General features: G+C 71.3%; 23 protein-coding genes. 16 read left to right on the top strand and 7 right to left on the bottom strand.

Annotated elements, in window-relative coordinates; all coding sequences use genetic code 11:
• Window positions 1–129: 129 nt before the first annotated feature.
• The 3 genes from aceB to ACWD6P_RS29715 form a co-directional block, all read right to left on the bottom strand.
• Window positions 130–1,761 carry a malate synthase A gene (gene aceB / locus ACWD6P_RS29725; RefSeq protein WP_451447263.1) on the bottom strand — a complete coding sequence of 544 codons (1,632 nt, stop codon included), beginning with the start codon at window positions 1,759–1,761 and terminating at the stop codon, window positions 130–132.
• A gap of 282 nt (window positions 1,762–2,043) precedes the next feature.
• A complete protein-coding gene (locus tag ACWD6P_RS29720; protein WP_451447279.1) occupies window positions 2,044–2,622 on the bottom strand; it encodes a nucleotidyltransferase family protein in 579 nt (192 codons plus the stop codon).
• Window positions 2,623–2,773: 151 nt separating this feature from the next.
• Window positions 2,774–2,998, bottom strand: coding sequence for a hypothetical protein (locus ACWD6P_RS29715; protein ID WP_451447262.1), 225 nt, complete (start codon window positions 2,996–2,998; stop codon window positions 2,774–2,776).
• A gap of 361 nt (window positions 2,999–3,359) precedes the next feature.
• Here ACWD6P_RS29715 and ACWD6P_RS29710 point away from each other — a divergent pair, with 361 nt between their 5' ends.
• A complete protein-coding gene (locus ACWD6P_RS29710) occupies window positions 3,360–5,267 on the top strand; it encodes a serine/threonine-protein kinase (protein ID WP_451447261.1) in 1,908 nt (635 codons plus the stop codon).
• 206 nt (window positions 5,268–5,473) lie between these two features.
• Window positions 5,474–5,764 carry a DUF5955 family protein gene (locus ACWD6P_RS29705; protein WP_451447260.1) on the top strand — a complete coding sequence of 97 codons (291 nt, stop codon included), beginning with the start codon at window positions 5,474–5,476 and terminating at the stop codon, window positions 5,762–5,764.
• A gap of 89 nt (window positions 5,765–5,853) precedes the next feature.
• On the opposite strand, the gene ACWD6P_RS29700 is transcribed toward ACWD6P_RS29705, so the two are convergent.
• A complete protein-coding gene (locus ACWD6P_RS29700; protein WP_451447259.1) occupies window positions 5,854–6,657 on the bottom strand; it encodes an IclR family transcriptional regulator in 804 nt (267 codons plus the stop codon).
• Between the two features lie 483 nt (window positions 6,658–7,140).
• Here ACWD6P_RS29700 and allB point away from each other — a divergent pair, with 483 nt between their 5' ends.
• The 3 genes from allB to ACWD6P_RS29685 are packed head-to-tail and all read left to right on the top strand — an operon-like array spanning window position 7,141 to window position 10,192.
• Window positions 7,141–8,481 carry an allantoinase AllB gene (allB, locus tag ACWD6P_RS29695; RefSeq protein ID WP_451447258.1) on the top strand — a complete coding sequence of 447 codons (1,341 nt, stop codon included), beginning with the start codon at window positions 7,141–7,143 and terminating at the stop codon, window positions 8,479–8,481.
• Window positions 8,478–9,608 (top strand): allantoicase, encoded by a 1,131-nt coding sequence (alc, locus tag ACWD6P_RS29690; RefSeq protein ID WP_451447257.1) that lies wholly within the window; start codon window positions 8,478–8,480, stop codon window positions 9,606–9,608. The genes allB and alc overlap by 4 nt, the downstream gene beginning before the upstream one ends.
• Before the next feature lie 50 nt (window positions 9,609–9,658).
• Entirely contained in the window at window positions 9,659–10,192 is a 534-nt protein-coding gene (locus tag ACWD6P_RS29685) for a GNAT family N-acetyltransferase (protein WP_451447256.1), read from the top strand.
• A gap of 31 nt (window positions 10,193–10,223) precedes the next feature.
• Here the strand turns inward: ACWD6P_RS29685 and ACWD6P_RS29680 are convergent, their stop codons facing one another.
• The 3 genes from ACWD6P_RS29680 to ACWD6P_RS29670 all read right to left on the bottom strand — a co-directional run bounded on the left by ACWD6P_RS29680 (window position 10,224) and on the right by ACWD6P_RS29670 (window position 11,836).
• Window positions 10,224–10,901 carry a thiaminase II/PqqC family protein gene (locus tag ACWD6P_RS29680; protein ID WP_451447255.1) on the bottom strand — a complete coding sequence of 226 codons (678 nt, stop codon included), beginning with the start codon at window positions 10,899–10,901 and terminating at the stop codon, window positions 10,224–10,226.
• Between the two features lie 93 nt (window positions 10,902–10,994).
• Window positions 10,995–11,213 carry a DUF6126 family protein gene (locus ACWD6P_RS29675; protein ID WP_451447254.1) on the bottom strand — a complete coding sequence of 73 codons (219 nt, stop codon included), beginning with the start codon at window positions 11,211–11,213 and terminating at the stop codon, window positions 10,995–10,997.
• Window positions 11,210–11,836: a helix-turn-helix domain-containing protein gene (locus ACWD6P_RS29670; protein WP_451447253.1), complete on the bottom strand. Its 627-nt coding sequence runs from the start codon at window positions 11,834–11,836 to the stop codon at window positions 11,210–11,212. Before ACWD6P_RS29670 ends, ACWD6P_RS29675 begins: the two co-directional genes overlap by 4 nt.
• A 195-nt stretch (window positions 11,837–12,031) precedes the next feature.
• On the opposite strand from ACWD6P_RS29670, the gene ACWD6P_RS29665 reads away from it, so the two are divergent.
• The 11 genes from ACWD6P_RS29665 (at window position 12,032) to ACWD6P_RS29615 (ending at window position 22,832) form a co-directional block, all read left to right on the top strand.
• Window positions 12,032–12,481 (top strand): ribonuclease domain-containing protein, encoded by a 450-nt coding sequence (locus ACWD6P_RS29665; protein ID WP_451447252.1) that lies wholly within the window; start codon window positions 12,032–12,034, stop codon window positions 12,479–12,481.
• Between the two features lie 326 nt (window positions 12,482–12,807).
• A complete protein-coding gene (locus ACWD6P_RS29660) occupies window positions 12,808–13,476 on the top strand; it encodes a bifunctional 4-hydroxy-2-oxoglutarate aldolase/2-dehydro-3-deoxy-phosphogluconate aldolase (RefSeq protein ID WP_451447251.1) in 669 nt (222 codons plus the stop codon).
• A 195-nt stretch (window positions 13,477–13,671) separates the two neighbouring features.
• Complete coding sequence (locus ACWD6P_RS29655) at window positions 13,672–14,499, top strand: transporter substrate-binding domain-containing protein (RefSeq protein ID WP_451447250.1); 828 nt, start codon at window positions 13,672–13,674, stop codon at window positions 14,497–14,499.
• Between the two features lie 215 nt (window positions 14,500–14,714).
• A complete protein-coding gene (locus ACWD6P_RS29650) occupies window positions 14,715–15,434 on the top strand; it encodes a GntR family transcriptional regulator (RefSeq protein ID WP_451447278.1) in 720 nt (239 codons plus the stop codon).
• Window positions 15,435–15,641: 207 nt separating this feature from the next.
• Window positions 15,642–16,634, top strand: a complete 993-nt coding sequence (locus ACWD6P_RS29645; RefSeq protein ID WP_451447249.1) for a sugar ABC transporter substrate-binding protein — start codon at window positions 15,642–15,644, stop codon at window positions 16,632–16,634.
• Window positions 16,635–16,831: 197 nt separating this feature from the next.
• Complete coding sequence (locus tag ACWD6P_RS29640; RefSeq protein WP_451447248.1) at window positions 16,832–17,845, top strand: sugar ABC transporter substrate-binding protein; 1,014 nt, start codon at window positions 16,832–16,834, stop codon at window positions 17,843–17,845.
• Window positions 17,842–18,915: an ABC transporter permease gene (locus ACWD6P_RS29635; protein ID WP_451447247.1), complete on the top strand. Its 1,074-nt coding sequence runs from the start codon at window positions 17,842–17,844 to the stop codon at window positions 18,913–18,915. Before ACWD6P_RS29640 ends, ACWD6P_RS29635 begins: the two co-directional genes overlap by 4 nt.
• Window positions 18,912–19,721, top strand: a complete 810-nt coding sequence (locus ACWD6P_RS29630; protein ID WP_451447246.1) for an ATP-binding cassette domain-containing protein — start codon at window positions 18,912–18,914, stop codon at window positions 19,719–19,721. Before ACWD6P_RS29635 ends, ACWD6P_RS29630 begins: the two co-directional genes overlap by 4 nt.
• Before the next feature lie 240 nt (window positions 19,722–19,961).
• A complete protein-coding gene (locus ACWD6P_RS29625; protein WP_451447245.1) occupies window positions 19,962–21,083 on the top strand; it encodes an ROK family glucokinase in 1,122 nt (373 codons plus the stop codon).
• Window positions 21,080–21,652, top strand: coding sequence for a hypothetical protein (locus ACWD6P_RS29620; protein WP_451447244.1), 573 nt, complete (start codon window positions 21,080–21,082; stop codon window positions 21,650–21,652). Before ACWD6P_RS29625 ends, ACWD6P_RS29620 begins: the two co-directional genes overlap by 4 nt.
• A gap of 457 nt (window positions 21,653–22,109) precedes the next feature.
• Window positions 22,110–22,832, top strand: coding sequence for a hypothetical protein (locus ACWD6P_RS29615; protein WP_451447243.1), 723 nt, complete (start codon window positions 22,110–22,112; stop codon window positions 22,830–22,832).
• Window positions 22,833–22,910: the final 78 nt, after the last annotated feature.

The following is a 22,910-nucleotide window of genomic DNA, read 5'->3' as shown; positions in this document are numbered from 1 at the left end:
TCCGAGGTTACCAACCGTGTTTGGGGCGGCACCGCAGCTGTGACCACAGTGAGGCCACCACCCGCCGTCCCGCGACGCGCCGCCTCCGGCACCGCGCGGTGCCGGAGGCGGCGGGGAACCGGCGAGCTGTCAGCCGGTGAGCAGCTCGTAAGCCGGCAACGTCAAAAACTCCGCGTAGTCCGCGTCCAGGGAGACCTTCAGGAGGAGGTCGTGGGCCTGTTGCCACTTGCCGGTGGTGAAGGAGTTCTCGCCGATCTCGTTGCGGATCGCGGTCAGTTCCTCGGCGGCGACCTTGCGGACCAGGTCCGCGGTGGCCTTTTCGCCGTTTTCGAAGACGACGCTGGCGTCGACCCACTGCCAGATCTGGGAGCGGGAGATCTCGGCGGTGGCGGCGTCCTCCATCAGGCCGAAGATGGCGACGGCGCCCAGGCCGCGCAGCCAGGCCTCGATGTAGCGGGTGCCGACCTGGACGGCGTCGACCAGGCCCTGGTAGGTGGGCTTGGCGTCCAGGGAGTCGATGGCGATGAGGTCGGCCGCCGAGACGGAGACGTCCTCGCGCAGGCGGGACTTCTGGTGGGGGGCGTCGCCGAGGACCGCGTCGAAGGAGGCGCGGGCGACCGGGACCAGGTCGGGGTGGGCGACCCAGGAGCCGTCGAAGCCGTCGCCGGCCTCGCGGTCCTTGTCGTTCTTGACCTTGGCCAGGGCCTTCTCGTTGGCCTCGGGGTCGCGGCGGTTGGGGATGAAGGCCGCCATGCCGCCGATGGCGTGTGCGCCGCGCTTGTGGCAGGTGCGGACGAGGAGTTCGGTGTAGGCGCGCATGAAGGGGGCCGTCATGGTGACCGCGTTGCGGTCGGGCAGGACGAACTTGGCGCCGCCGTCGCGGAAGTTCTTGACGATGGAGAAGAGGTAGTCCCAGCGGCCGGCGTTGAGACCGGAGGCGTGGTCGCGGAGCTCGTAGAGGATCTCCTCCATCTCGTACGCCGCGGTGATCGTCTCGATGAGGACCGTGGCGCGGATGGTGCCCTGAGGGATGCCGACGTAGTCCTGGGCGAAGACGAAGATGTCGTTCCAGAGGCGGGCCTCCAGGTGCGACTCGGTCTTCGGCAGGTAGAAGTACGGGCCCTTGCCGAGGGAGAGCAGGCGCTTGGCGTTGTGGAAGAAGTACAGGCCGAAGTCGACCAGGGCGCCGGGGACCGGACGGCCCTCGAACTGGAGGTGGCGCTCCTCCAGGTGCCAGCCGCGCGGCCGCATCACGACGGTGGCGAGCTCCTCGGCCGGCTTGAGGGCGTATGACTTGCCGGAGTTCGGGTCGGTGAAGTCGATCCGGCGCTCGTAGGCGTCGATCAGGTTGAGCTGGCCCGTGACGACGTTCTCCCAGGTGGGGGCGGAGGCGTCCTCGAAGTCGGCGAGCCAGACCTTCGCTCCGGAGTTGAGCGCGTTGATGGTCATCTTGCGGTCGGTGGGACCGGTGATCTCCACCCGCCGGTCGTTGAGCGCGGCCGGTGCCTCGGCGACCCGCCAGCTGTCGTCGGCGCGGATCCCCGCGGTCTCCGGGAGGAAGTCCAGGGTGCTGGTCCGGGCGATCTCGGCGCGGCGCTCGGTGCGGCGGGCGAGCAGTTCGTCGCGGCGCGGGGTGAACCGGCGGTGCAGCTCGGCGACGAAGGCGAGCGCGGCGTCGCTGAGGACCTCGCCCTGCCGTTCGGGGGTGTGGGCGGGGTCGACTTCGACGATGGCCAGCGGGGACGGCGCTGGTGCGGACATGAGCTGTCACTCCATTCAGCGGCGGTGCCTGGCGGCCGCCGGTACGCCGGGCGGCACGGGGTGCCGCGGGCTCCGGAACACGGTCGCGGGCGCCGTCTGGGTTCAGGGCGCTTCTGACCAGTGGAGACTAGTTTCCTTATCGCGGAACTTCAATGGTTTGTTGATGTCGAGATTCTCAGGGTCGACAGAAGTGGTGATCGACTGGCTCTCGGTGCCATGTTCGTCACTCTCCATCACTCCGGCACTCCGGCCGAATCACTCCGGCACTCCGGCCGACCCGTGTCACTCCAGTCGGTGCAGGTCCTCCGGCGTGTCGATGTCGTACGGCTCGGCGATGTCGGCGCACTCGACGAGGGTGAGGGCGTCCGCGTGCTGCTGGAGGTAGGCGCGGGCGCCGCGGTCGCCCTGTGCGGTCGCCGCGATGCCGGGCCAGCGGTCCGCGCCGAAGAGGACGGGGTGCCCGCGGTGGCCGTCGTAGGCGGCACAGGCGAGGGAGGCGCGGCCCGCGTACGCGGCCACCACCCGCGCCACCGCCGCGGCGCCGATGCCCGGCTGGTCGACCAGGGACACCACGACCGCGTCCGCCCCCGAGCCGGCCAGTGCGGCGAGGCCCGCGCGGAGCGAGGAGCCCATGCCCTGTGCCCAGTCCGGGTTCTCCGATGTGCCGTACGCCGAGAGGTCGGCCCGTTCGCGTACGGAACCGGCGGCGGCGCCCAGGACGATGTGCACCGGGTCGCAGCCGCCGTCCCGCAGGACCCGTGCGGCGTGCTCGACCAGCGGCCGTCCCCGGTGGTCGAGCAGCGCTTTGGGCCGGCCCCCCAGGCGGCGCCCGCCGCCCGCTGCGAGCAGCAGGCCGGCCACCTTCCCTTCGGGGCGTGCCGGTGCCGCCGGGTCTCCCGGCTTTGCGGGGAGTGCCGGCGGCGTCGGTGGTGTGGGGGGTGTCGGGCGCGTCGGGTGTGTCGGTGCCATGGGGACTGCCTACCTCATGGCGCCCCGCGGTGCGCCCCGTTGGTCAGGCCGCGTCGTCGGAGGCCCGTGGGCGGGGGATGCTCGGCCGGAACCGCTCCCGCAGATGGTGGGTGCGCTCTTCCACGCGGCGGCGCTCGGCAACGTAGCGGTGTATGTGCTCCAAGGTGATCTCCGATGCGTCGGAGAGTCCGTACGCGTGGCAGATGAGCTGCACGAGGCTGGCGCCTCGGGGGTTCGGGCCGGTGCCGGGGCCGGTGTCGGGCTCCATGGCATTCTCCGATCCAGTGATATGCCGGATATTTCCTCGGAGGGAAGAATGCTCCCTTCTGCTCCCGCATACGCATCGGATTCCGTACGCCCATGCCAACGGGTGCCGGTGGGAACGCACGTGCTGACGCATCATCAGGCCGTTTCCGGGCATCGCAGGGCATGCGCGTCAGTGGCCGTGAGCCGCTCCGGATGGAGGCCAAATGCGTTCGCGAAACCGGCTCTTCGGACATGCGTGACGTTCGCTCACCGGCGATGTCACGGTGCGGCGCGTGGCCGGATAAGGTTCTGCCCCGTTGTGGACATCGTGGCTGCTGCCTGCCGGTGTGCGGTGGGGTCAATTTTCTGAGTCGGGGGACGTCGTGGTGAACAGTGTGGGCTCTTCCGGGATCTTCCAGCCGCTGGAGGGGGACGACCCGCGGGCGATCGCGGGGTACCGCCTCACGGCGAAGCTCGGCTCCGGTGGCATGGGTAAGGTCTATCTCTCCTACACGCCCGGCGGCCGGCCGGTCGCCATCAAGGTGATCCGGCCCGAGTTCAGCGAGGACACCGAGTTCCGGCGGCGCTTCAAGCAGGAAGTGCAGTCCGCGCAGCGGGTGCAGGGGCTGTTCACCGCACCGGTCATCGACAGCGACGCCGACGGCGCCAGCCCCTGGCTGGCCACCGCCTACGTCCCCGGTCCCTCGCTCGCCGCGGCCGTCGCCCAGCACGGCCGGCTCCCCGTCCCCACCGTGCTGCTGCTGGTCGCCGGGATCGCCGAGGCGCTCCAGGTCATCCATGGCGCGGGCATCGTGCACCGGGACCTGAAGCCGTCCAATGTGCTGCTGGCCGCCGACGGCCCGCGCGTCATCGACTTCGGTATCGCCCGCGCCGCCGACGCCACGTCCCTGACCAGCAGCGGCGTCACCGTGGGCACGCCCACCTTCATGGCGCCCGAGCAGGCCGCGGGCAGCACCATCACCCCCGCCACCGATGTCTTCGCGCTCGGCCAGGTCGCGGCGTACGCGGCCATCGGCACCCCGGCGTTCGGTGAGGGCACCTCGCACGGGGTGCTCTACCGCATCGTCCACGAAGAGCCCGACCTGACCGGACTCCCCGAGGAGCTGCGGGAGTTGGTGACCCGCTGCCTGGCCAAGGAGGCCTCGGAGCGGCCCTCCGTCGCGGAGGTGATCGAGCTGTGCGGGGCGGCCTCCGGCGAGACCCAGCTGCGCCGGCCCGAGGAGTGGCTGCCCACCGCGGTCGCCGCCGACATCACCACGCGTGCGGCGGCCCCGGCACCCGCGCAGGCCCCGCCGCCCCCGCTGGAGGCCCCCGCCGCGGCCGCGCCGGCCCAGCAGCCGGCCCCGCCCGCGCAGCCGCCCACCCAGCCCGTACAGCCGCCGACCGCCCCGGCACCCGCCGTCCCGCCGGTGGCGACCGAGCTGAGCCACCCGCAGACCCCGCCGCCCGGCTTCGGGCCCGCGGCCTACGCGCCGACCGTCGGCGCCACCGCGCAGGGCGCGCCGGCGAACGCCGCGGCGGCCGCCACCGCCCCCACGGCCACCGGTCCGACGGTCGCTGGACCGGCGGCCACCGGCCCCACCGCCGCCTACCCCGCCGCCGCGGTGCCGGCCCCGCAGCCGCCGAAGAAGAAGCGCAAGGGGCTGATCACGACCCTGGTGCTGGTCTGCCTGCTGGCCTTCGCGGGCGCCGGCGGCGGTGTCGTCTACGCCTTCATGAAGGACGACGGCAAGAAGGCCAATGACCAGGCCACCGACGGCAAGAAGGCGAAGAACAGCGCGGCCTCGCCGACGCCCACCGGGGGCGCCACGGCGAGCCCCGGCACCGACGACTCCAGCACTCCGGCCGCCCCCGCGCAGGACCCGACCCCGGTCGACTACAAGGGCATCAACCTGCCCGACGAGTACCACATCTCGTTGTCCGACGAGCCGATGCTGCCGACCAACACGGACACCGACACCAACACCGACTTCTCCTACGACGACAACAACTACTCGGACGACCAGGTCGACACCGAGACCGGCAAGCTGGTGCTGCTCACCGCCGGCCAGGAGGGCTCGCTGGAAACCTGCCGCACCGAGACCCGGTACACCGAGAGCATCCTGACCAAGCAGCTCTCCAAGGGCGCGCAGATGTGCCTGACCACCGACTACGGCCATGTCGCCCTGATCACCTTCAAGGGGTACGCGCCGAAGACGGACCCCAGCAGCTACATGACCATCGACGTGCGGGTGTGGCGCAATGCGGTGCAGCCCAAGGAGAACTCCTGAGCCCTGAGGCTCGAAGCGGGCCGGTCCGCGCCGGATACGGCGTCCGGACCGGCCCGCTGCGGCGTCCGGATCAAGCCGGTGATCCGATTTTTTCGCTCTCCGTATGGCGCGGGCAGCACAGAGTGGCGTTAACTGTCCCGCATTGTGGACGGGCAACGGCCATGGAGGACGCCGTCGTTGTGGAACAGCTGCAGAGGGACCGACGAGTGACCGGGGTCGAAGGCGACCCGCGTGTCCAGGAGCTGCGTGGGGCGGTGTCCCGGCTGCGCCGTCAACTGGCCGTGCTTCCTGCGGAGTTACCGGACCGGGCGGCCGCGGACGACGAGCTGGCCGCACTGGACGCGATGGTGAGTCACGGGCTGCCGGAGGTGCCCCGGCTGCGCCGGTCGCTGCTGCTGATCGCCGGGGCGGTCGGCTCGGTGAGCGCGCTGTCGCCCGCGCTGAGCGAGGTGCGCGCGGGCATCGACCGCTTCGGAGGGCTGCCGAGCGGCCTGTGACCGGGGGCGCGGAGCGCAGGACCGGCGCGCACGTCAGCGGCGCGAGCCGGCGCGCGGACCCGCCCCGGCCCTCGAACCGCCCCTTCCGTCTACGCGGGCGTCTGGTTCGCCAGCGCCACCGACAGCTGGGCCGCGACGTCCTGCAGTACCGGCACGATCTTGTCCGTGGCGGCCTCCGTCACCCGGCCGGTCGGTCCTGAGATGGAGATCGCCGCCGAGGTGGGGGAGTTGGGTACCGGTACCGCGAGGCAGCGGACGCCGATCTCCTGCTCGTTGTCGTCGACCGCGTAGCCGAGCCGGCGGACGTCGGCGAGCGCATCGAGGAAGCGTTCCGGGTCGGTGATCGTCTTCTCGGTCGCGGCCGGCATGCCCGTACGGCCGAGGAGCGCGCGGACCTCGTCCGCGGGGTGGTGGGCGAGCAGGGCCTTGCCGACGCCGGTGGAGTGCGGCAGGACGCGGCGGCCGACCTCGGTGAACATGCGCACCGCGTGCCGGGAGGGGACCTGGGCCACGTACACGATCTCGTCGCCGTCGAGCAGGGCCATATTGGCGGTCTCGCCGGTCTCCTCGACCAGGCGGGCCAGGTACGGCCGGGCCCATGTGCCCAGCAGCCGTGAGGCGCTCTCGCCGAGGCGGATCAGCCGGGGGCCGAGCGCGTAGCGGCGGTTGGGCTGCTGGCGTACGTAGCCGCAGGCGACGAGCGTGCGCATCAGGCGGTGGATGGTGGGCAGCGGCAGTCCGCTGCTGGTGGACAGCTCGCTCAGGCCGACCTCGCCGCCGGCGTCGGCCATCCGCTCCAGCAGGTCGAAGGCGCGCTCAAGGGACTGGACGCCGCCGCTGGCGCCTGCGGGCTTGGCTTCGGCGGCGGAGGTGCTGGCGCTGGACGGCGGCACGGCGCGTTCCTTTCGGGGCGGGTCAGATCGGTCTCGGCTGGGACTTGCGGGCGCCGGGCCCGACCGGAGCAGCCTACCGGTCCCCCTACGGTGACACACGGTCTCTCGCACACTCGTTCTCGCCGGTCAGGCCCTCTTTGTCCCAGGGTGTGAGCCCCGGGGCGAGTGCCTAGCCGCGATCTCCGGATGGTGCCAGTGACCGTAGCTCCATTCTGCTGCGCGAAACCCATTATCCATTCTGTGGAATCGTCCAAGGTGTCGGGCGCGGCGGGGTGCCGGGCGCGGGGCGCGTCGGCGGCCGGGGAGGGGTCTTGACGGAGTCGGGGGCCGGAGTGAAGATTCATTCAACAGACTGTTGAATTTCGGGTTCCGCATGCAGGGAATTCCGGTTCCGCATTCCTTTCCGGGCGCCGGCTTGTGGTGCGGAGTGCGCCCACCGCGCCGCCGGGCAACGATGAAGACACGATACGAGGAGGGGACCGGGTGTCCGAGATAGAGCTGGTGCTGCGCTCCACGCGCGTCGTCACCCCCCAGGGGACGCGCGCCGCGTCCGTCACCGTCAAGGACGGCAAGATCGACGCGGTGCTGCCGTACGACGCAGCGGCCCCGGCCGGGGCGCGGGTGGCCGACTTCGGTGACGACGTCCTGCTGCCCGGCCTCGTCGACACCCACGTCCACGTCAACGACCCCGGCCGCACCGAGTGGGAGGGCTTCTGGACCGCCACCCGCGCGGCCGCGGCCGGCGGCATCACCACCCTCGTGGACATGCCGCTCAACAGCCTCCCGCCCACCACCACCACGGCGAACCTCGACACCAAGCGCGAGGTCGCCCGCAGCAAGGCCCATATCGACGTCGGCTTCTGGGGCGGCGCCATCCCCGGCAACGTCAAGGACCTGCGCCCGCTGCACGACGCCGGGGTCTTCGGCTTCAAGTGCTTTCTGTCGCCCTCCGGCGTGGACGAGTTCCCGCAGGTCGACCAGGAGCAACTGGCCGCCGCCCTGGGCGAGATCGCCGGCTTCGACGGTCTGCTGATCGTGCACGCCGAGGACCCGGGCCACCTGGACGCCGCGCCCGAGCCGCACGGCCCCAAGTACGCCGACTTCCTCGCCTCCCGCCCCCGCATCTCCGAGAACGACGCCATCGCCGGGCTGATCGTCCTCGCCCAGCGGCTCGACGCCCGGGTGCATGTGCTCCATCTGTCCTCCAGCGACGCGCTGCCGCTGATCGCCGCCGCCAGGCGCGAGGGCGTCAAGATCACCGTGGAGACCTGTCCGCACTTCCTGACCCTGACCGCCGAGGAAATCCCGGACGGAGCAACGGAGTTCAAGTGCTGCCCGCCCATCCGCGAGGCGGCCAACCAGGACGCGCTGTGGGAGGGCCTGGCCGACGGCACCATCGACTGCATCGTCTCCGACCACTCGCCGTCCACCGCCGATCTCAAGACCGCCGACTTCGGTGCGGCCTGGGGCGGCATCTCCTCCCTCCAGCTGGGCCTGCCCGCCATCTGGACCGAGGCCCGCGAGCGCGGCCACTCCCTCGACGACGTGGTGCGCTGGATGGCCACCGCCCCGGCCGCTCTGGTCGGCCTCGGCCAGAAGGGCGCCATCGAGCCCGGCCGGGACGCCGACTTCGCCGTCCTGGCCCCCGAGGAGACCTTCACCGTCGACCCGCAGGCCCTCCAGCACCGCAACAAGATCACCGCGTACGCCGGCAAGACCCTCTACGGCGTCGTACGGTCCACCTGGCTGCGCGGCCGGCAGATCAACGACGGCAGCACCCTCGCCGAACCCACCGGCGAGCTCCTCGAAAGGCCGCGCGCATGACCACCGCCGACCTCCCCCGCTACACCGGTGACGCCGGCCCCTACCAAGGCGGCGACCCGTATGCCGACTACCGGACCCCCGGCGCCGCCGGATTCCCCTTCGCCCACCTGCCCGACCTCGCCGACCGCCGGCTCGGCGCGGGCGTGATCGCCGCCAATGACGAGTTCTTCGCCGAACGGGAGAACCTCCTGCGGCCCGAGCCCGCCCACTTCGACCCCGAGGCCTTCGGCCACAAGGGCAAGATCATGGACGGCTGGGAGACCCGGCGCCGCCGCGGCACCGACGGCGCGCACCCGTTCCCGGCGGACGAGGACCACGACTGGGCGCTGATCCGCCTCGGCGCACCCGGCGTGATCCACGGCATCATCGTCGACACCGCCCACTTCCGCGGCAACTACCCCCAGTCCGTCAGCGTCGAGGGCGCCTGCGTCGAGGGCTCGCCCTCGCCCGCGGAACTCCTCGCCGGCGAGGTCGCCTGGACCCCCCTCGTCCCGCGCACCGCCATCGGCGGACACGCCGCCAACGGCTTCACCGTCCGGGCGGAGCGGCGCTTCACCCACCTGCGCCTCAACCAGCACCCCGACGGCGGCGTCGCCCGCCTCCGGGTCCACGGCGAGGTCGTCCCGGCGCCCGGCTGGCTCGCCGCGCTGGGCACGTTCGACGTCGCCGCACTGGAGAACGGCGGCCAGGTCGAGGACGCCTCGGACCGCTTCTACTCCTCGCCCACCCACACCATCCAGCCGGGCCGCTCCCGCAAGATGGACGACGGCTGGGAGACCCGGCGCCGCCGCGGCAGCGGCAACGACTGGGTCCGCTACCGCCTCACCGAGCAGTCCGTGATCCGCGCGGTGGAGATCGACACCGGCTACCTGAAGGGCAACTCGGCGGGCTGGGCGGGTCTGTCCGGCCGCGACGGCGAGAGCGGCGAGTGGACCGAACTGCTGCCCCGCACGCGCCTGCAGCCCGACACCGTCCACCGCTTCCTGCTCGACGACGCCCCCGCCGTCACCCACGTCCGGATCGACATCTTCCCCGACGGCGGCATCGCCCGCCTGCGGCTGCACGGCTCGCTCACCGACGAGGGAGCGCGCCGGCTGACCGCCCGTTACGGGGAGTTGGGCGGCTGACGGACCGGCCCGGGCTTCTCCGGTGCCGCCGCGGAGATCATGATGGTGCCATGACTGGGAACCCACTCTCCGCACCACCGACGGTCATACGTCTTCCGCGGTACACGCACACGGAGCAGAACGAGATCCTCGGCGACGGCGACGATCCCTTCGGCGTCGCGGGGGCCGGCCTGACGTGGCGGCGCAAGGACGAGCACTTCGGCATCAGACGTGACGGCCGCCTGGTGGCGCACGCCGGTCTGGTGCTGCTGCCGGTATCGGCCGGCGGCGAGGAGACCTCGGCGGTGGGCCTCGGCGGGGTGGCCGTCGCGGCGGACCTGCGGGGGCACGGGCTGGCGCGGCTGGTCGTCACGGCCGCCGTGGCGCACGCCCGCACGATGGGGCCGCGGCACGCCCTGCTCTTCTGCCGGCCGCCGCTCGTGGCGCTGTATCAGCGGCTCGGCTGGCACACGCTCCCCGGGGAAGTCGAGGTCGAACAGCCCGAAGGGCCCGCGATCATGCCGCTGCGGACCATGTGGACGCCGCTGCACGACGGTGCGGAGCAGCCCGCCGGACCGCTGCGGCTGCTCTCGCTGCCCATGTGAGGTGGGGTCGGCGGCCGGTCCCGCGTGCGGATCAGTCCGCGACCGCGTCCCAGAACATGAGTTCATACGCCTGGAGGAGCCGGCCGTAGCGGTGTGCCGCGGCCGGCCGGGCCTGGCCGGTGTCCAGGCCGTGCTGCACCGCCGCCCGCGCCCGCTCCTCGACGTCCGGCGCCGGCTCGGCGAAGAACCCGAAGAATCCGCGGGCCTCCTCCGGGAAGGCGTAGTGCTCGCGCATCGCGGCCTCGACGGTCGCGCAGTAGCCGCCCCAGGCCGCGAAGTTGGCGGTCAGCGCGATCGCCACATCGGTCGGCTCGGCGCCGAGGGCGAGCCGCGCCGCATAGGACGGGTAGGCCTGGCAGCCGGGCCGCGGCTGGTAGCCGGCGATGTCCTGTTCGGAGAGCCCGCAGGCATCCGCCAGCCCGGCCAGCTGCCGCAGGGCCAGCGCCTCCCCTTGGGCGAGCAGATCGAAGAAGTCGGCAACGGGCGGGTCGCCGTCCGCCCGGCGCGCCAGATGCTGGAAGCTGAGCCGGTCGGCGGTGATCACCTGGTGCTGTTCGAGGGCGAAGGTGGCGAAGACGGAGCGCGGCGCCTCGCCCGCCTCGATCCGCGAGACCAGCCGGTTGGCGCCGGCACCGGGGGCGAGCGCGCATACCGCGTCATGGAGCACGGCGGCCGCGGTCGGGCGAGGGGCGTCGGGGTCGGGGCGCATGGGTCGGTCTCCTCCGGGGCGGGGCGAGAGCGGTGACGGGGCCTCAGATTAGGGGCCCGGACGGCGCTCGCCGCGCTTTGCCGGGAAGCGCCGCTAACGCGACTTCGCCGCGACCACCAGCAGGCTCATGAACGCCAGCAGCACATGCGTCGCCACGACGTAGATGAACACCCGCACATACACCCCGCGGGGCGGCTTGTTCTCGACGTAGCGGCGCTCGGGGGCCGGATCGGCGGGGATCGCCCCGGCCGGGGAATCCCCCGGCCGAGGAGTGGAGTGGTCGGGCACGGCGAAGGATCCTTCCCTGCTCATGGGCCGCGGTGCGCCGCGTCGTCGCCCAGGCACAGCTCGGCGGCGCCGCTCTGCAGCAGCGTGTGGACGAACAACAGCTCCGTGCCGCCCCGGGAGGCGGCGGCGATACGGTGCGGGGTCAGCGAGTCGAAGTGCGCCGCGTCCCCCGGGTCCAGTACGTGCACGGCCGCGCCGAGCGTCAGCCGCAGCCGCCCCTTGAGGACGTAGAGCCACTCCTCACCGGGGTGCACCCGGACCAGCTCGCCCTGCGCCCGCTGCGGCACATGGACCCGCAGCGCCTGCATCGCCCGCCCGGCGCCGCCCACCGTGCGGTACGTCCAGCCGCCGGCCTCCGACGGCTCCGTACGGCCGGCCCGCACGATCGGGTCGCGCTCCGGGGCGGTCTCGCCGAGCAGGTCGGATACCGTGGTGCCGTAGGTACGCGCGAGTGCCAGCAGCATCGGCAGCGACGGCTGACGCCGGCCGGTCTCCAGCCGTGACAGGTGCGCGGGCGAGAGCCCCACCAGCCGGGCCGCGGTCTCCAGTGTGAGACCGCTGCGGCGTCGCAGGTCCCGCAGGCGCGGGGCGACGGTGGGGAGGTCCTCCGGCGGTGCTCCGGAGGGCTCGTCGGGGAGCTCGGTCATACCTCCGGTATAGCCATCCTTCACCTCCCGGGCAAAAGTTTTGCCTGAGAGGCAAAGAGCCCTGCGCCGGGTGCCGTCCGGCCCGGGCGGGGGCCGGGATCCGGGTGACGAATCGGGGTGGCCTCGTTAACTCCCGGGAAACTTCCGTCCCTTGGGATTGACAGGGGCATGTCTACGCGCGTCATCCTGGAGGGCATGAGAATCCCCCCACGGATCACCAGGTTCGGCGCCGCGGGCGCCCTCGCTTCGGCCCTTCTCCTCGGCGGGACCGCGGTCGCCGCCACCCCCTCCGTCGCCTCGGCACGCCCGGCCGCCCCGTACGCCACGACGGCGCACGCAACGGCCGTGCACGCCCAGGACGTCGGCAAGATCTGCTTCACCAAGCTGCCCTCGCAGGCCCATGACACCCTCGATCTGATCGAGAAGGGCGGGCCCTACCCGTACCCGCAGGACGGAACTGTGTTCAGCAACCGCGAGGGCATCCTTCCGTCCCAGAGTTCCGGCTATTACCACGAGTACACCGTCGTCACACCAGGCTCGCCCGACCGTGGTGCGCGCCGGATCGTGACCGGTGAGAAGCAGAACGAGGACTACTACACCGCCGACCACTACAAGTCGTTCGACCTCGTCGACCGCGGCTGCTGAGCTGAATCGCAGCTGCTGAGACCGCTACATCCACCGACCGCGGCGGCCGGGGTGCACTCGCACCCCGGCCGCCGCCGTGCTGTGCGCCCCCTCCCACCTGCGTTTTCCGGCATTCTCTGCAGAAGGGGCGCGCGGGGCGCACCCCCGAGGCAGGATTGTCAGTGGTTCCCGGTAGCGTTTCGGGAGAAACGAGGAGCGGGCGGGCATCGGCGGACAAGGGACCATGTGCGGTCAGCTGCCGCGGCGCGCCCCGGAAAGTGCCGTATCCGCCGTGGCCATGGCAGTCGGCATAAGGCGCTGGACAAAAGGAAGGACGGCGAACTGCCGTGTATCGCTGGGAGATCACCCGGGCCGCACTGGCGCAGCGCGTTTTCGCCATCGTCCGCAGCAAGACGTACGACGAGGCGAGCGCCACCGCCGACACCTTGCTGTCCGCGGGGATCACGAGCCTGGAGATATCCCTCACCACCCCCTTCGCGCTGGAGGCGGTCACGACGCTGACGCGCGAGCTGGGCGATGACGCGGTCATCGGCGCGGGTACGGTCCTTGACGGGGTGTCGGCCCGGATGGCCGTCGACGCGGGCGCCCGCTACCTGGTCTCACCGACCCTGGACGCCGAGGTCATCCGTACGGGCCACCGCTACGGCGTCCCGGTCTTCGCCGGGGTGTCGACGCCGACCGAGATGGTCCGCGCCCTCGAACTCGGCGCGGACGCGCTCAAGCTGTTCCCCGCCTCGTCGTACGACCCGTCCTGGCTCAGGGAGATACGCGCCGCCCTGCCGCAGGTGCCGCTGCTGCCGACGGGCGGGGTGACGGTCGACGGCGCGCCGGAGTGGATCGCCGCGGGTGCCGTCGCCGTCGGCATGGGCTCGGCGCTCTCTGAGGGCGACCGCGACACCGTCGCCAAGCGCGCCGCCGACCTCCTCGGCCGCCTCGCCGAGGCCGCCGCCGACCAGGAGACGGGCCTCGACGGCGCGGACCGCTACGACGGCTGACGGTCCGACCGCACCGGCCCCGGCCCTTCGGGCCGTCGCTCGCCGCCGGCCGACCGGGGGTTCACCGCGGCCAACGGCTCTGTCACGCTGAGCGCTTCGGTCATGTGACCGCGCCGCCGCGCTACGCCGTGTCCTGCCCGGCACGGCGCGGCGTCCGGGCGCATGACCGCCCGACCAGGAGCCCCGGGAGCCCATATGAAGCGCGCCGCCACCCTGTCCGCCCTCGCCTGTCTGCTCGCCGTCACCGCCGCCGCCCCGGCGGCCTCCGGCACCCCCGCCGCCGTACGGGGCGCGGCCCCCGCGGCCGGCAAGAGGACATCGGCCCTCGACGCCGTTCCGCGGCGCGGGGTGCTGCGTGTGTGCACCACCGGCGACTACCGTCCCTACAGCCATCTCGACCCCGCGACCGGCACGTACCGCGGTGTGGACATCGAGATGGCCCGGGACCTCGCCAAGAGCCTGGACGCCAGGCCCCGCTATGTGGCCACGACCTGGGCCCGGCTCGTCGGCGACCTGTCGGCCGGCCGCTGTGACATCGCCATGGGCGGCGTCTCGATCACGCTCGCACGGGCCCGGTCCGTCGCCTTCAGCGAGCCGACCCGCACGGACGGCAAGACGCCCATCGCGCGCTGCGCGGACCAGGACAGGTACCGGACGCTCCGGCAGATCGACCGACCTGGCACGACCGTCATCGTCAACCCCGGTGGCACCAACGAGGAGTTCGCCCGCGCCCACATCAAGCGGGCGACCCTCACGGTCCATCCGGACAACACCACGATCTTCGACGAGATCATCGCCGGCCGTGCCGACGTGATGATGACGGACGCCGGCGAGACCCGCTACCAGGCCAAAATCCACCCCGAACTCTGCGCCATCCACCCGGACAAGCCCTTCACCTTCTCCGAGAAGGCCTACGCCCTGCCCCGCGCCGACGGCGAGTTCACGGCCTATGTGAACCAGTGGGTCCATCTGGCCACGCATGACGGGACGTACCGCAAGTACGAGCAGGAGTGGATGAAGTAGCGGGGGAGGCGAGCGGCATGACCCGGCCGTGGCCCGGCGCCGGGGCGTCGGCAGCAGCGCCGGTCCCGGGCCGGCTACGCCCCCCGGTAGTAGTCCTTGTCCGGACAATGTGACCTCTGGACTTCCCGTCATCTGCCGGGACGGATACGCTCGCCAACGTGGGGAAACGCGATGCAGAAGATGCCCTGGGCGCCGGGAGCCCCGTCCAGTTCAGCGTGGACCGGAGCAGTCCGGTCCCGTTGTATTTCCAGCTGTCGCAGCAGCTGGAGGCGGCGATCGAGAACGGCAGGCTCGCCCCCGGCAGCCTGCTCGGCAATGAGATCGAGCTGGCCGGCCGGCTCGGGCTCTCCCGGCCCACCGTGCGGCAGGCGATCCAGTCGCTGGTCGACAAGGGGCTGCTGGTGCGCCGCCGCGGTATCGGCACCCAGGTCGTCCACAGCCAGGTCAAGCGGCCGCTGGAGCTGAGCAGCCTCTACGACGACCTGGAGGCGGCCGGGCAGAAGCCGGCCACCCGCGTACTGCTCAACACCACCACCGAGGCCGATGCCGAGGTCGCCGCCGCGCTGGGGATCGCCGAGGGGGCGGAGGTCGCGCTGGTCGAGCGGCTGCGGCTGACGCACGGCGAGCCCGTGGCGCATCTGCGTAACCACCTCCCCGCCGGGCTGCTCAGGCTGGAGACCGCGGAGCTGGAGGAGACCGGTCTCTACCGGCTCATGCGATCGGCCGGGATCACCCTGCACAGCGCCCGTCAGGCGGTCGGCGCACGAGCCGCGACCGCGGAGGAGGGGCAGCGGCTCGACGAGCCCGAGGGCGCCCCGCTGCTCACGATGCAGCGGACGACGTTCGACGACACCGGGCGCGCGGTCGAGTTCGGCTCGCACATCTACCGGGCGTCCCGTTACGCCTTCGAGTTCCAGCTGCTCGTACGGCCCTGAGGGCGGCCGGACGGCCCGGAGCGGGGGGCACGGCGGGGACAAGCCCGCTCTTTTGGGTCGAATTGTTGCGGTATGTCCCGTCGGCGAGGGGCCTCGCCAAGTCCTCTCATCAGAATGTTCTGACAAAGTATTGACGCGGCTGAGCGCCCGCCGTTACAAACTCCTCCAGTCGCATTCCGGCGGCCGTGGAGAAAAGGCGGTTCCACGATGATCAGCGTGTGTACGACCGGCGTCCGGCGGCTCACCGTCCGCAGCGCCGCCGCTTTACTGACCACCGTCGCCCTGGTCGCCGGCTGCAGCGCCACCGGCGGTCAGGACACCAAGGGCGAGGGCACCGGCACCCGCATGACCATCGGGATGGTCAGCCACGCCGGTGACGGCGACACCTTCTGGGACATCGTGCAGAACGGCGCCGAACAGGCCGCCGCCAAGGATCATGTGAAGTTCCTCTACGCCCACGACAAGGAGGGCGGCAAGCAGGCCGAGCTGATCCAGTCGTACATTGACCAGAAGGTGGATGGGCTGATCGTCACGCTCGCCAAGCCGCCGGCTGTCAAGGCGGCGGTCCGCAAGGCCCAGGCGCAGGGCATACCCGTCATCACCGTCAACTCCGGCGGCGAGTTCTCGAAGGCGTACGGGGCGCTGACGCACATCGGGCAGGACGAGTCGGTGGCCGGGCGCGCGGTCGGCGAGGAGCTCGACGACCGGCGGGCGAAGAAGACCCTCTGCGTCATCCACGAGCAGGGCAATGTGTCGCTGGAGGACCGCTGTGCGGGCGTCCGCAAGGGCTTCCACGGCACGGTCGAGAACCTCAACGTCGACGGTACGAACGCACCGGCCTCGCAGTCCTCGATCCAGGCCAAGCTGCAGTCCGACCCGTCCATCGACGCGATCGTCACGCTCGGCGCCCCGATGGCGGCGATCTCCGTCAAGGCCAAGAAGGAGGCCGGCAGCGCGGCGCAGATCGCGACGTTCGACCTGAACTCGGCGGTGGTGGGGCTCCTCAAGGCCAAGAGCGTCACCTTCGCCGTCGACCAGCAGCCGTATCTGCAGGGCTACGAGGCGGTGGACCTGCTCTGGCTGCACAAGACCAACGCCGACGTCCTCGGCGGCGGCAAGCCGGTGCTCACCGGGCCGGCCCTGGTCACCGGGGAGGACGTACCCAAGCTGACCGAGTACACCGGGCGAGGCACCAGGTGAGAGCGCGCAGAAGGCGGGACCCCATGAACCGGGACAGATCACCGGTAACGGATACTTGGTCGGTTGGTCCCGGCCGGACGGTGCCGGTGGACGACACCGCACCCGTACGGACCGGCAACACCGCACAGCGAAGACAACCGACGCGAATACAAGCAACGCAGCCGACACGGCAAGAGCAGCGGGAAGGGCGAGTCCTCGTGGCAAGGGTTCGGAGAAGGGGACACGTCGTCAGCGCGGTGCTGGTGGCGGTGCTCGGTGCCTCCTTGGCGGGATGCAGCAGCACCGGAGGCAAGCGCGCCGAGGAAGAGCGCGCCGCCAAGGCCGCCGGCGGCAAGGCCGCGGTGAACACCCCCAGGTGGACGTTCGCGATGGTCACCCACTCGGGAGACGGTGACACCTTCTGGGACATCGTGCAGAACGGCGCCCAGCAGGCCGCCGCCAAGGACAACATCAAGTTCGTCTACGGACACGACGAGGAGGCCTCGCGGCAGAGCCAGCTGGTGCAGTCCTACATCGACCAGAAGGTCGACGGGCTGATCGTCTCGCTCGCCAAGCCGAACGCGATGAAGGACGTCGTCGCCAAGGCCGTGAAGGCCGGCATCCCGGTGATCACGGTGAACTCCGGAGCCGCGGAGTCCAAGGCCTTCGGCGCGCTCAGCCACATCGGGCAGGACGAGACGGTGGCCGGCGAGGCGGTCGGCGAGGAGCTGAACGAGCGCGGCCGCAAGAAGGCCCTGTGTGTCCTGCACGAACAGGGCAACGTCGGCCATGAGCAGCGCTGCGACGGCGCCGAGAAGACCTTCAAGGGCGATCTGCAGAAGCTCTACGTCGAGGGCACCAACATGCCCGACGTGCAGTCCTCCATCGAGTCCAAGCTCCAGGCGGACCCCGCCATCGACGCCGTCGTCACCCTCGGCGCGCCCTTCGCCCCCACCGCCGTCAAGGCCAGGGAGCAGGCCGGCAGCAAGGCGGAGATCGACACCTTCGACCTCAATGCCCAGGTCGCGGCCGGTCTCAAGGACGGCTCCCTCGGCTTCGCCGTCGACCAGCAGCCCTACCTCCAGGGCTACGAGGCGGTCGACCTGCTGTGGCTGTACAAGTACAACGCCGATGTCCTCGGCGGCGGCAAGCCGGTGCTCACCGGACCCCAGGTGATCACCAAGAAGGACGCCGAAGCGCTCCAGGACTACACGAAGCGGGGTACCCGATGAGCCACACCGACGCATCGACCGTGCAGCCCGCCGGGCCGCCCGCCAAGAGCCGGGGCGACGAACGGCTGCTGCACCGCTCCCTGGCCCGCCGGATGATGGGCCGCCCCGAACTGGGCTCGGTCGTCGGCGCCGCCGCCGTGTTCGTCTTCTTCTCGATCGTCGCCGAACCCTTCCTGCGGGCCTCCAGCCTCTCCACCGTGCTCTACGCGTCCTCGACGATCGGCATCATGGCCGTGCCGGTGGCGCTGCTGATGATCGGCGGGGAGTTCGACCTGTCGGCCGGTGTCATGGTCGTCAGCTCGGCGCTGGTCTCGTCGATGTTCAGCTACCAGATGACCGCCAACACCTGGGTCGGTGTCGGGGTGTCGTTGCTGGTCACCCTGGCGATCGGGGCGTTCAACGGGGTCCTGCTGACGCGTACGAAGCTCCCCAGCTTCATCATCACGCTGGGCACCTTCTTCATGCTCACCGGCCTCAACCTCGGCTTCACCAAGCTGATCAGTGGCACCGTCTCGACGAAGACCATCGCCGACATGGAGGGCTTCGACTCGGCCCGTACGCTCTTCGCCTCGCATCTGACCCTGGGCAGCGTCGACATCCAGATCACCATCCTGTGGTGGATCGTGCTGGTCGCCCTCGCCACCTGGATCCTGCTGCGCACCCGCGTCGGCAACTGGATCTTCGCGGTGGGCGGCAACAGCGACGCCGCGCGGGCGGTCGGCGTCCCGGTCACCAAGACCAAGATCGGCCTCTACATGGGCGTCGCCTTCGCCGCCTGGGTCTCCGGCCAGCATCTGCTGTTCTCGTACGACGCGATCCAGTCCGGCGACGGAGTGGGCAACGAGTTCCTCTACATCATCGCCGCGGCGGTCGGCGGCTGCCTGATGACCGGCGGCTTCGGCTCGGCGATCGGCGCCGCCGTCGGCGCCTTCATCTTCGGCATGGCCAGCAAGGGCATCGTCTACGCGCAGTGGAATCCGGACTGGTACAAGTTCTTCCTCGGCGCGATGCTGCTGCTCGCCACACTCCTGAACGCATGGGTCCGCAAGCGGGCGGAGGCAAAGGCATGACCGCGCTCGTCGAGCTGACAGACGTCAGCAAGTACTACGGCAACGTCCGGGCACTGGAGGGCGTGTCCCTGGAGGTGCACGCGGGGGAGATCTCCTGTGTGCTCGGCGACAACGGCGCCGGCAAGTCCACCCTCATCAAGATCATCGCCGGTCTGCACCGGCACGACGCCGGCTCCTTCACCATCGACGGCGAGGAGACCACCCTCTCCTCCCCGCGCGAGGCCCTGGACCGCGGTATCGCCACCGTCTACCAGGACCTGGCCGTCGTCCCCCTGATGCCGGTGTGGCGGAACTTCTTCCTCGGCTCCGAGCCGACGACCGGAGTGGGCCCCTTCAAGCGGCTCGACGTCCGTACGATGCGCGAGACCACCCGCAGCGAGCTGCTGCGGATGGGCATCGACCTGCGCGATGTCGACCAGCCCATCGGAACCCTTTCGGGCGGCGAGCGGCAGTGCGTCGCCATCGCCCGCGCCGTCTACTTCGGCGCCAAGGTCCTCGTCCTGGACGAGCCGACGGCGGCGCTCGGCGTCAAGCAGTCCGGCGTCGTGCTCAAGTACGTCGCGGCCGCCCGAGACGCCGGGCTCGGCGTGGTGTTGATCACCCACAATCCGCACCACGCCTACCTCGTCGGCGACCGCTTCGTCCTCCTCAAGCGCGGCACGATGGCCGGCAGCCACGCCAAATCGGAGATCGCCCTGGAGGAGCTGACCCGCCAAATGGCGGGCGGCAGCGAACTGGAGCAGCTCAGCCACGAGCTGGCCCGCACCGCGACGCCGGAGTTCCCCGGCGGCCACCGGCCCGACTGAGCACCCGACGGCGCCCCCGCGCCCCGCGCCGCCACCAGGCCGCGCGGGGCGCAGCGCTGTCGGCCCGCGGTGCGCCGGGCACCGCAGGTGATGCACAATCGCAGCGAACCCGCACATCGAGGCCCCGGCCTCCCGAGACCCCGCAGGGACGAGACGACTCTTGCGAGCACGCAGCAGCCGCATGGGGGCACCACCCACGCCCTTCAGGCAGTGGGGGAGCAACGGCGAAGAGGTGGGTCGATGAGCATGTACCGGGACCGGGTGCACCGGGGATCCGCCAGGGCCACCGTGCTGCGCACGGTCGGCACCCGCGAGCGCCGCTCGCATCTGACCGCTCCCCGCGTGCCCACCGTCGGCATCGACATCGGCGGCACCAAGGTCATGGCGGGCGTGGTCGACGCCGACGGCACCATCCTGGAGAAGGTCCGCACCGAGACGCCGGACAAGTCCAAGAGCCCCAAGGTCGTCGAGGACACCATCACCGAGCTGGTGCTGGACCTCTCCGACCGGCACGACGTCCACGCGGTGGGCATCGGCGCGGCCGGGTGGGTCGACGCGGACCGCTCCAATGTGCTCTTCGCACCCCATCTGAACTGGCGCAACGAGCCGCTGCGGGACCGGCTCGCCGGCCGCCTGGCCGTCCCCGTCATGGTCGACAACGACGCCAACACCGCCGCCTGGGCGGAGTGGCGCTTCGGGGCGGGCCGCGGCGAGGACCACCTCGTGATGATCACCCTCGGCACGGGCATCGGCGGCGCCATCCTGGAGGACGGCGCGGTCAAGCGCGGCAAATACGGTGTGGCGGGCGAATTCGGCCATATGCAGGTCGTTCCCGGCGGCCACCGCTGCCCGTGCGGCAACCGCGGCTGCTGGGAGCAGTACAGCTCCGGCAACGCCCTCGTACGGGAGGCGCGGGAGCTGGCCGCCGCCGACTCCCCGGTCGCGTACAACATCATCGAGCGGGTCGGCGGCCGCATCGGCGACATCACCGGACCGCTGATCACCGAGCTGGCCCGCGAGGGCGACGCGATGTGCGTCGAGCTCCTCCAGGACATCGGCCAGTGGCTCGGCGTCGGCATCGCCAACCTCGCCGCCGCCCTCGACCCGTCCTGCTTCGTCATCGGCGGTGGTGTCAGCGCCGCCGACGACCTCCTGATCGCCCCGGCCAGGGACGCCTTCCGACGCCACCTCACCGGCCGCGGCTACCGCCCCGAAGCCACGATCACCAAGGCCCAGCTGGGCCCGGAGGCCGGAATGGTCGGCGCCGCCGACCTCGCCCGCCTGGTGGCCCGCCGCTTCCGGCGCGCCAACCGCCGGCGCGTGGAGCGCTACGAACGCTACGAACGGGCCGGCCGCCGATGACCGAAACCGAGTCCCACGCCATGCACGACGACCACCACCCCACCCCGCCGCCCCGCGCCAAGCGCCGCCGCCCCGTGCTGATGGCGCTGATCGTCTTCCTGCTGATCGCGATCCCGGCCGGCTACATCGTCATCTCCGCCGAGCAGAGCCGCGACAGCGGCGAGGGCAAGGAGCAGGAGGCCGCCGCCACCGGCCTGACCAACGCCTTCCCCTCCAAGGTCCAGCAGCGGATCTACAACGTGCCGGTCCCGATCGGCTCCACCCCGGTCTGGTACTACGAGACCAACTCCTGGCAGACCAGCTCGCTGTTCGTCCAGTTCCGGACCAACGACTGGGGCCTGGAGCACTACCTCAAGGCGGTCGGCACCAGCACCGCCGCCCTCAAGAAGGACCACAAGACGATCCCACCCGAACAGGCGGCGAAGGTCGGCTGGGACTTCGGCGTCGACTGGCCATGGGCGGGCACGACGACCACGAGCAAGGCACCGCACCCCTACCAGCGGATCATGGTGAGCTACGACGAGCCGGGCCACCCGGTCGTCTACACCGTCTCGACCGTGCGCTTCTGACCTGCGCGGGGGCCACTGCGGGGGCCGTCGCGGGCGCCGCCGCGGGGGCCACCGCGGGCGCGGGCGGCGGCCTGCTCCGGCCGCCTGCGCGGCCGCGCGCCCGCGCTTCCGCGCGGTCCCGGTGGTCCCCTGTGTCGTTGGAGGTGGCGCAATCTCAGCCCCGCCGAGGTCACCTTCGTCACCCACGACCACCGGACACGTCCACCGGACTCGTCCACGTAGTGCTTGCCTCTCGCCGGGGCAAACCTCGGGCGCCTTGCCAGTGGTGACGCAAGGCTGGTCGACTTGTCACCCAATCGGAGGGTCGTAGCGTTCGATCCGATACTTTCCGTACTTTCCGTCGCTGCCGGTGGTGTCCTGAGCCTGTTGCGCAGCGGGCCGGGGTGTCCGGTGCCGCGTGGGTATTGGGGAGGAACCAGCAATGCTGCGATCGGTGATCAGACGTGTATGGAGGCCCGTGGTCGCGGCCGCGGCGGGTATGTGTGCCTTCGCAGGCATGACGGCGCCCGCCCCGGCCTCCACGCAACCCCGGCAGGCCCAAGCCGCCGCCTCGGGCTACCTGAACCTCCATCAGTGCGTGTACTACTCGTCCTCGGCCTCCAACCATTTCACGACCGTGGTGCCGGGCGGCGACGGCCGGTTCGCGACGGGCACGAACGCCTCCGCTACGGCCGACACCCAACCGTCCTGCGGTCAGGGCGACGGTAACTACTCCCTCATCCCCCTCCTGTCCGGCGTCAAAGCACTGAACCTCGCCTCAGGGCGCTACCTCAACCTGCATCAGTGCGTGTACTACTCGTCCTCGGCCACCAATCACTTCACGACCGTGGTGCCGGGCGGCGACGGACGCTTCGCCACGGGCACGAACGTCTCCAACACGGCCGACACCCAACCGTCCTGCGGTCAGGGCGACGGGAACTACTCGCTCATCCCCCTCCTGTCCGGCGTCAAGGCACTCGACCTCGCCTCGGGGAGCTACGCGAACCTGCATCAGTGCGTGTACTACTCGTCCTCGGCCACCGACCACTTCACGACCGTGGTGCCGGGCGGCGACGGGCGGTTCGCGACGGGGACGAATGTCTCCAGTACCGCCAACACCCAACCGTCCTGTGGTCAGGGCGACGGGAACTTCTCGCTCATCCCTCTCCTGTCAGGCGCCAAGGCACTCTCGGTCGGCTGAGGAACTGTCCGGCGGGTCACTATCTCACCGACGCCCTCGCCGCGGGCCCGGTCGTCCTCGACGGCGGGCTGTCCAATC

Source organism: Streptomyces sp. NPDC002446, assembly GCF_053595675.1.
Note: the sequence above shows the minus strand (reverse complement) of the source record. Positions and strands in the feature narration are given on the sequence as shown.

Excerpts from the sequence above, each read along its gene's own strand:
- ACWD6P_RS29635 (WP_451447247.1), top strand. The coding sequence starts at position 17,842 with ATGAGCCACACCGACGCATCGACCGTGCAGCCCGCCGGGCCGCCCGCC.
- ACWD6P_RS29675 (WP_451447254.1), bottom strand. The coding sequence starts at position 11,213 with ATGAGCAGGGAAGGATCCTTCGCCGTGCCCGACCACTCCACTCCTCGG.
- ACWD6P_RS29625 (WP_451447245.1), top strand. The coding sequence starts at position 19,962 with ATGAGCATGTACCGGGACCGGGTGCACCGGGGATCCGCCAGGGCCACC.
- ACWD6P_RS29620 (WP_451447244.1), top strand. The coding sequence starts at position 21,080 with ATGACCGAAACCGAGTCCCACGCCATGCACGACGACCACCACCCCACC.
- alc (WP_451447257.1), top strand. The coding sequence starts at position 8,478 with ATGACCACCGCCGACCTCCCCCGCTACACCGGTGACGCCGGCCCCTAC.
- aceB (WP_451447263.1), bottom strand. The coding sequence starts at position 1,761 with ATGTCCGCACCAGCGCCGTCCCCGCTGGCCATCGTCGAAGTCGACCCC.
- ACWD6P_RS29680 (WP_451447255.1), bottom strand. The coding sequence starts at position 10,901 with ATGCGCCCCGACCCCGACGCCCCTCGCCCGACCGCGGCCGCCGTGCTC.
- ACWD6P_RS29715 (WP_451447262.1), bottom strand. The coding sequence starts at position 2,998 with ATGGAGCCCGACACCGGCCCCGGCACCGGCCCGAACCCCCGAGGCGCC.
- ACWD6P_RS29665 (WP_451447252.1), top strand. The coding sequence starts at position 12,032 with ATGAGAATCCCCCCACGGATCACCAGGTTCGGCGCCGCGGGCGCCCTC.
- ACWD6P_RS29630 (WP_451447246.1), top strand. The coding sequence starts at position 18,912 with ATGACCGCGCTCGTCGAGCTGACAGACGTCAGCAAGTACTACGGCAAC.
- ACWD6P_RS29645 (WP_451447249.1), top strand. The coding sequence starts at position 15,642 with ATGATCAGCGTGTGTACGACCGGCGTCCGGCGGCTCACCGTCCGCAGC.
- ACWD6P_RS29685 (WP_451447256.1), top strand. The coding sequence starts at position 9,659 with ATGACTGGGAACCCACTCTCCGCACCACCGACGGTCATACGTCTTCCG.
- ACWD6P_RS29670 (WP_451447253.1), bottom strand. The coding sequence starts at position 11,836 with ATGACCGAGCTCCCCGACGAGCCCTCCGGAGCACCGCCGGAGGACCTC.
- ACWD6P_RS29655 (WP_451447250.1), top strand. The coding sequence starts at position 13,672 with ATGAAGCGCGCCGCCACCCTGTCCGCCCTCGCCTGTCTGCTCGCCGTC.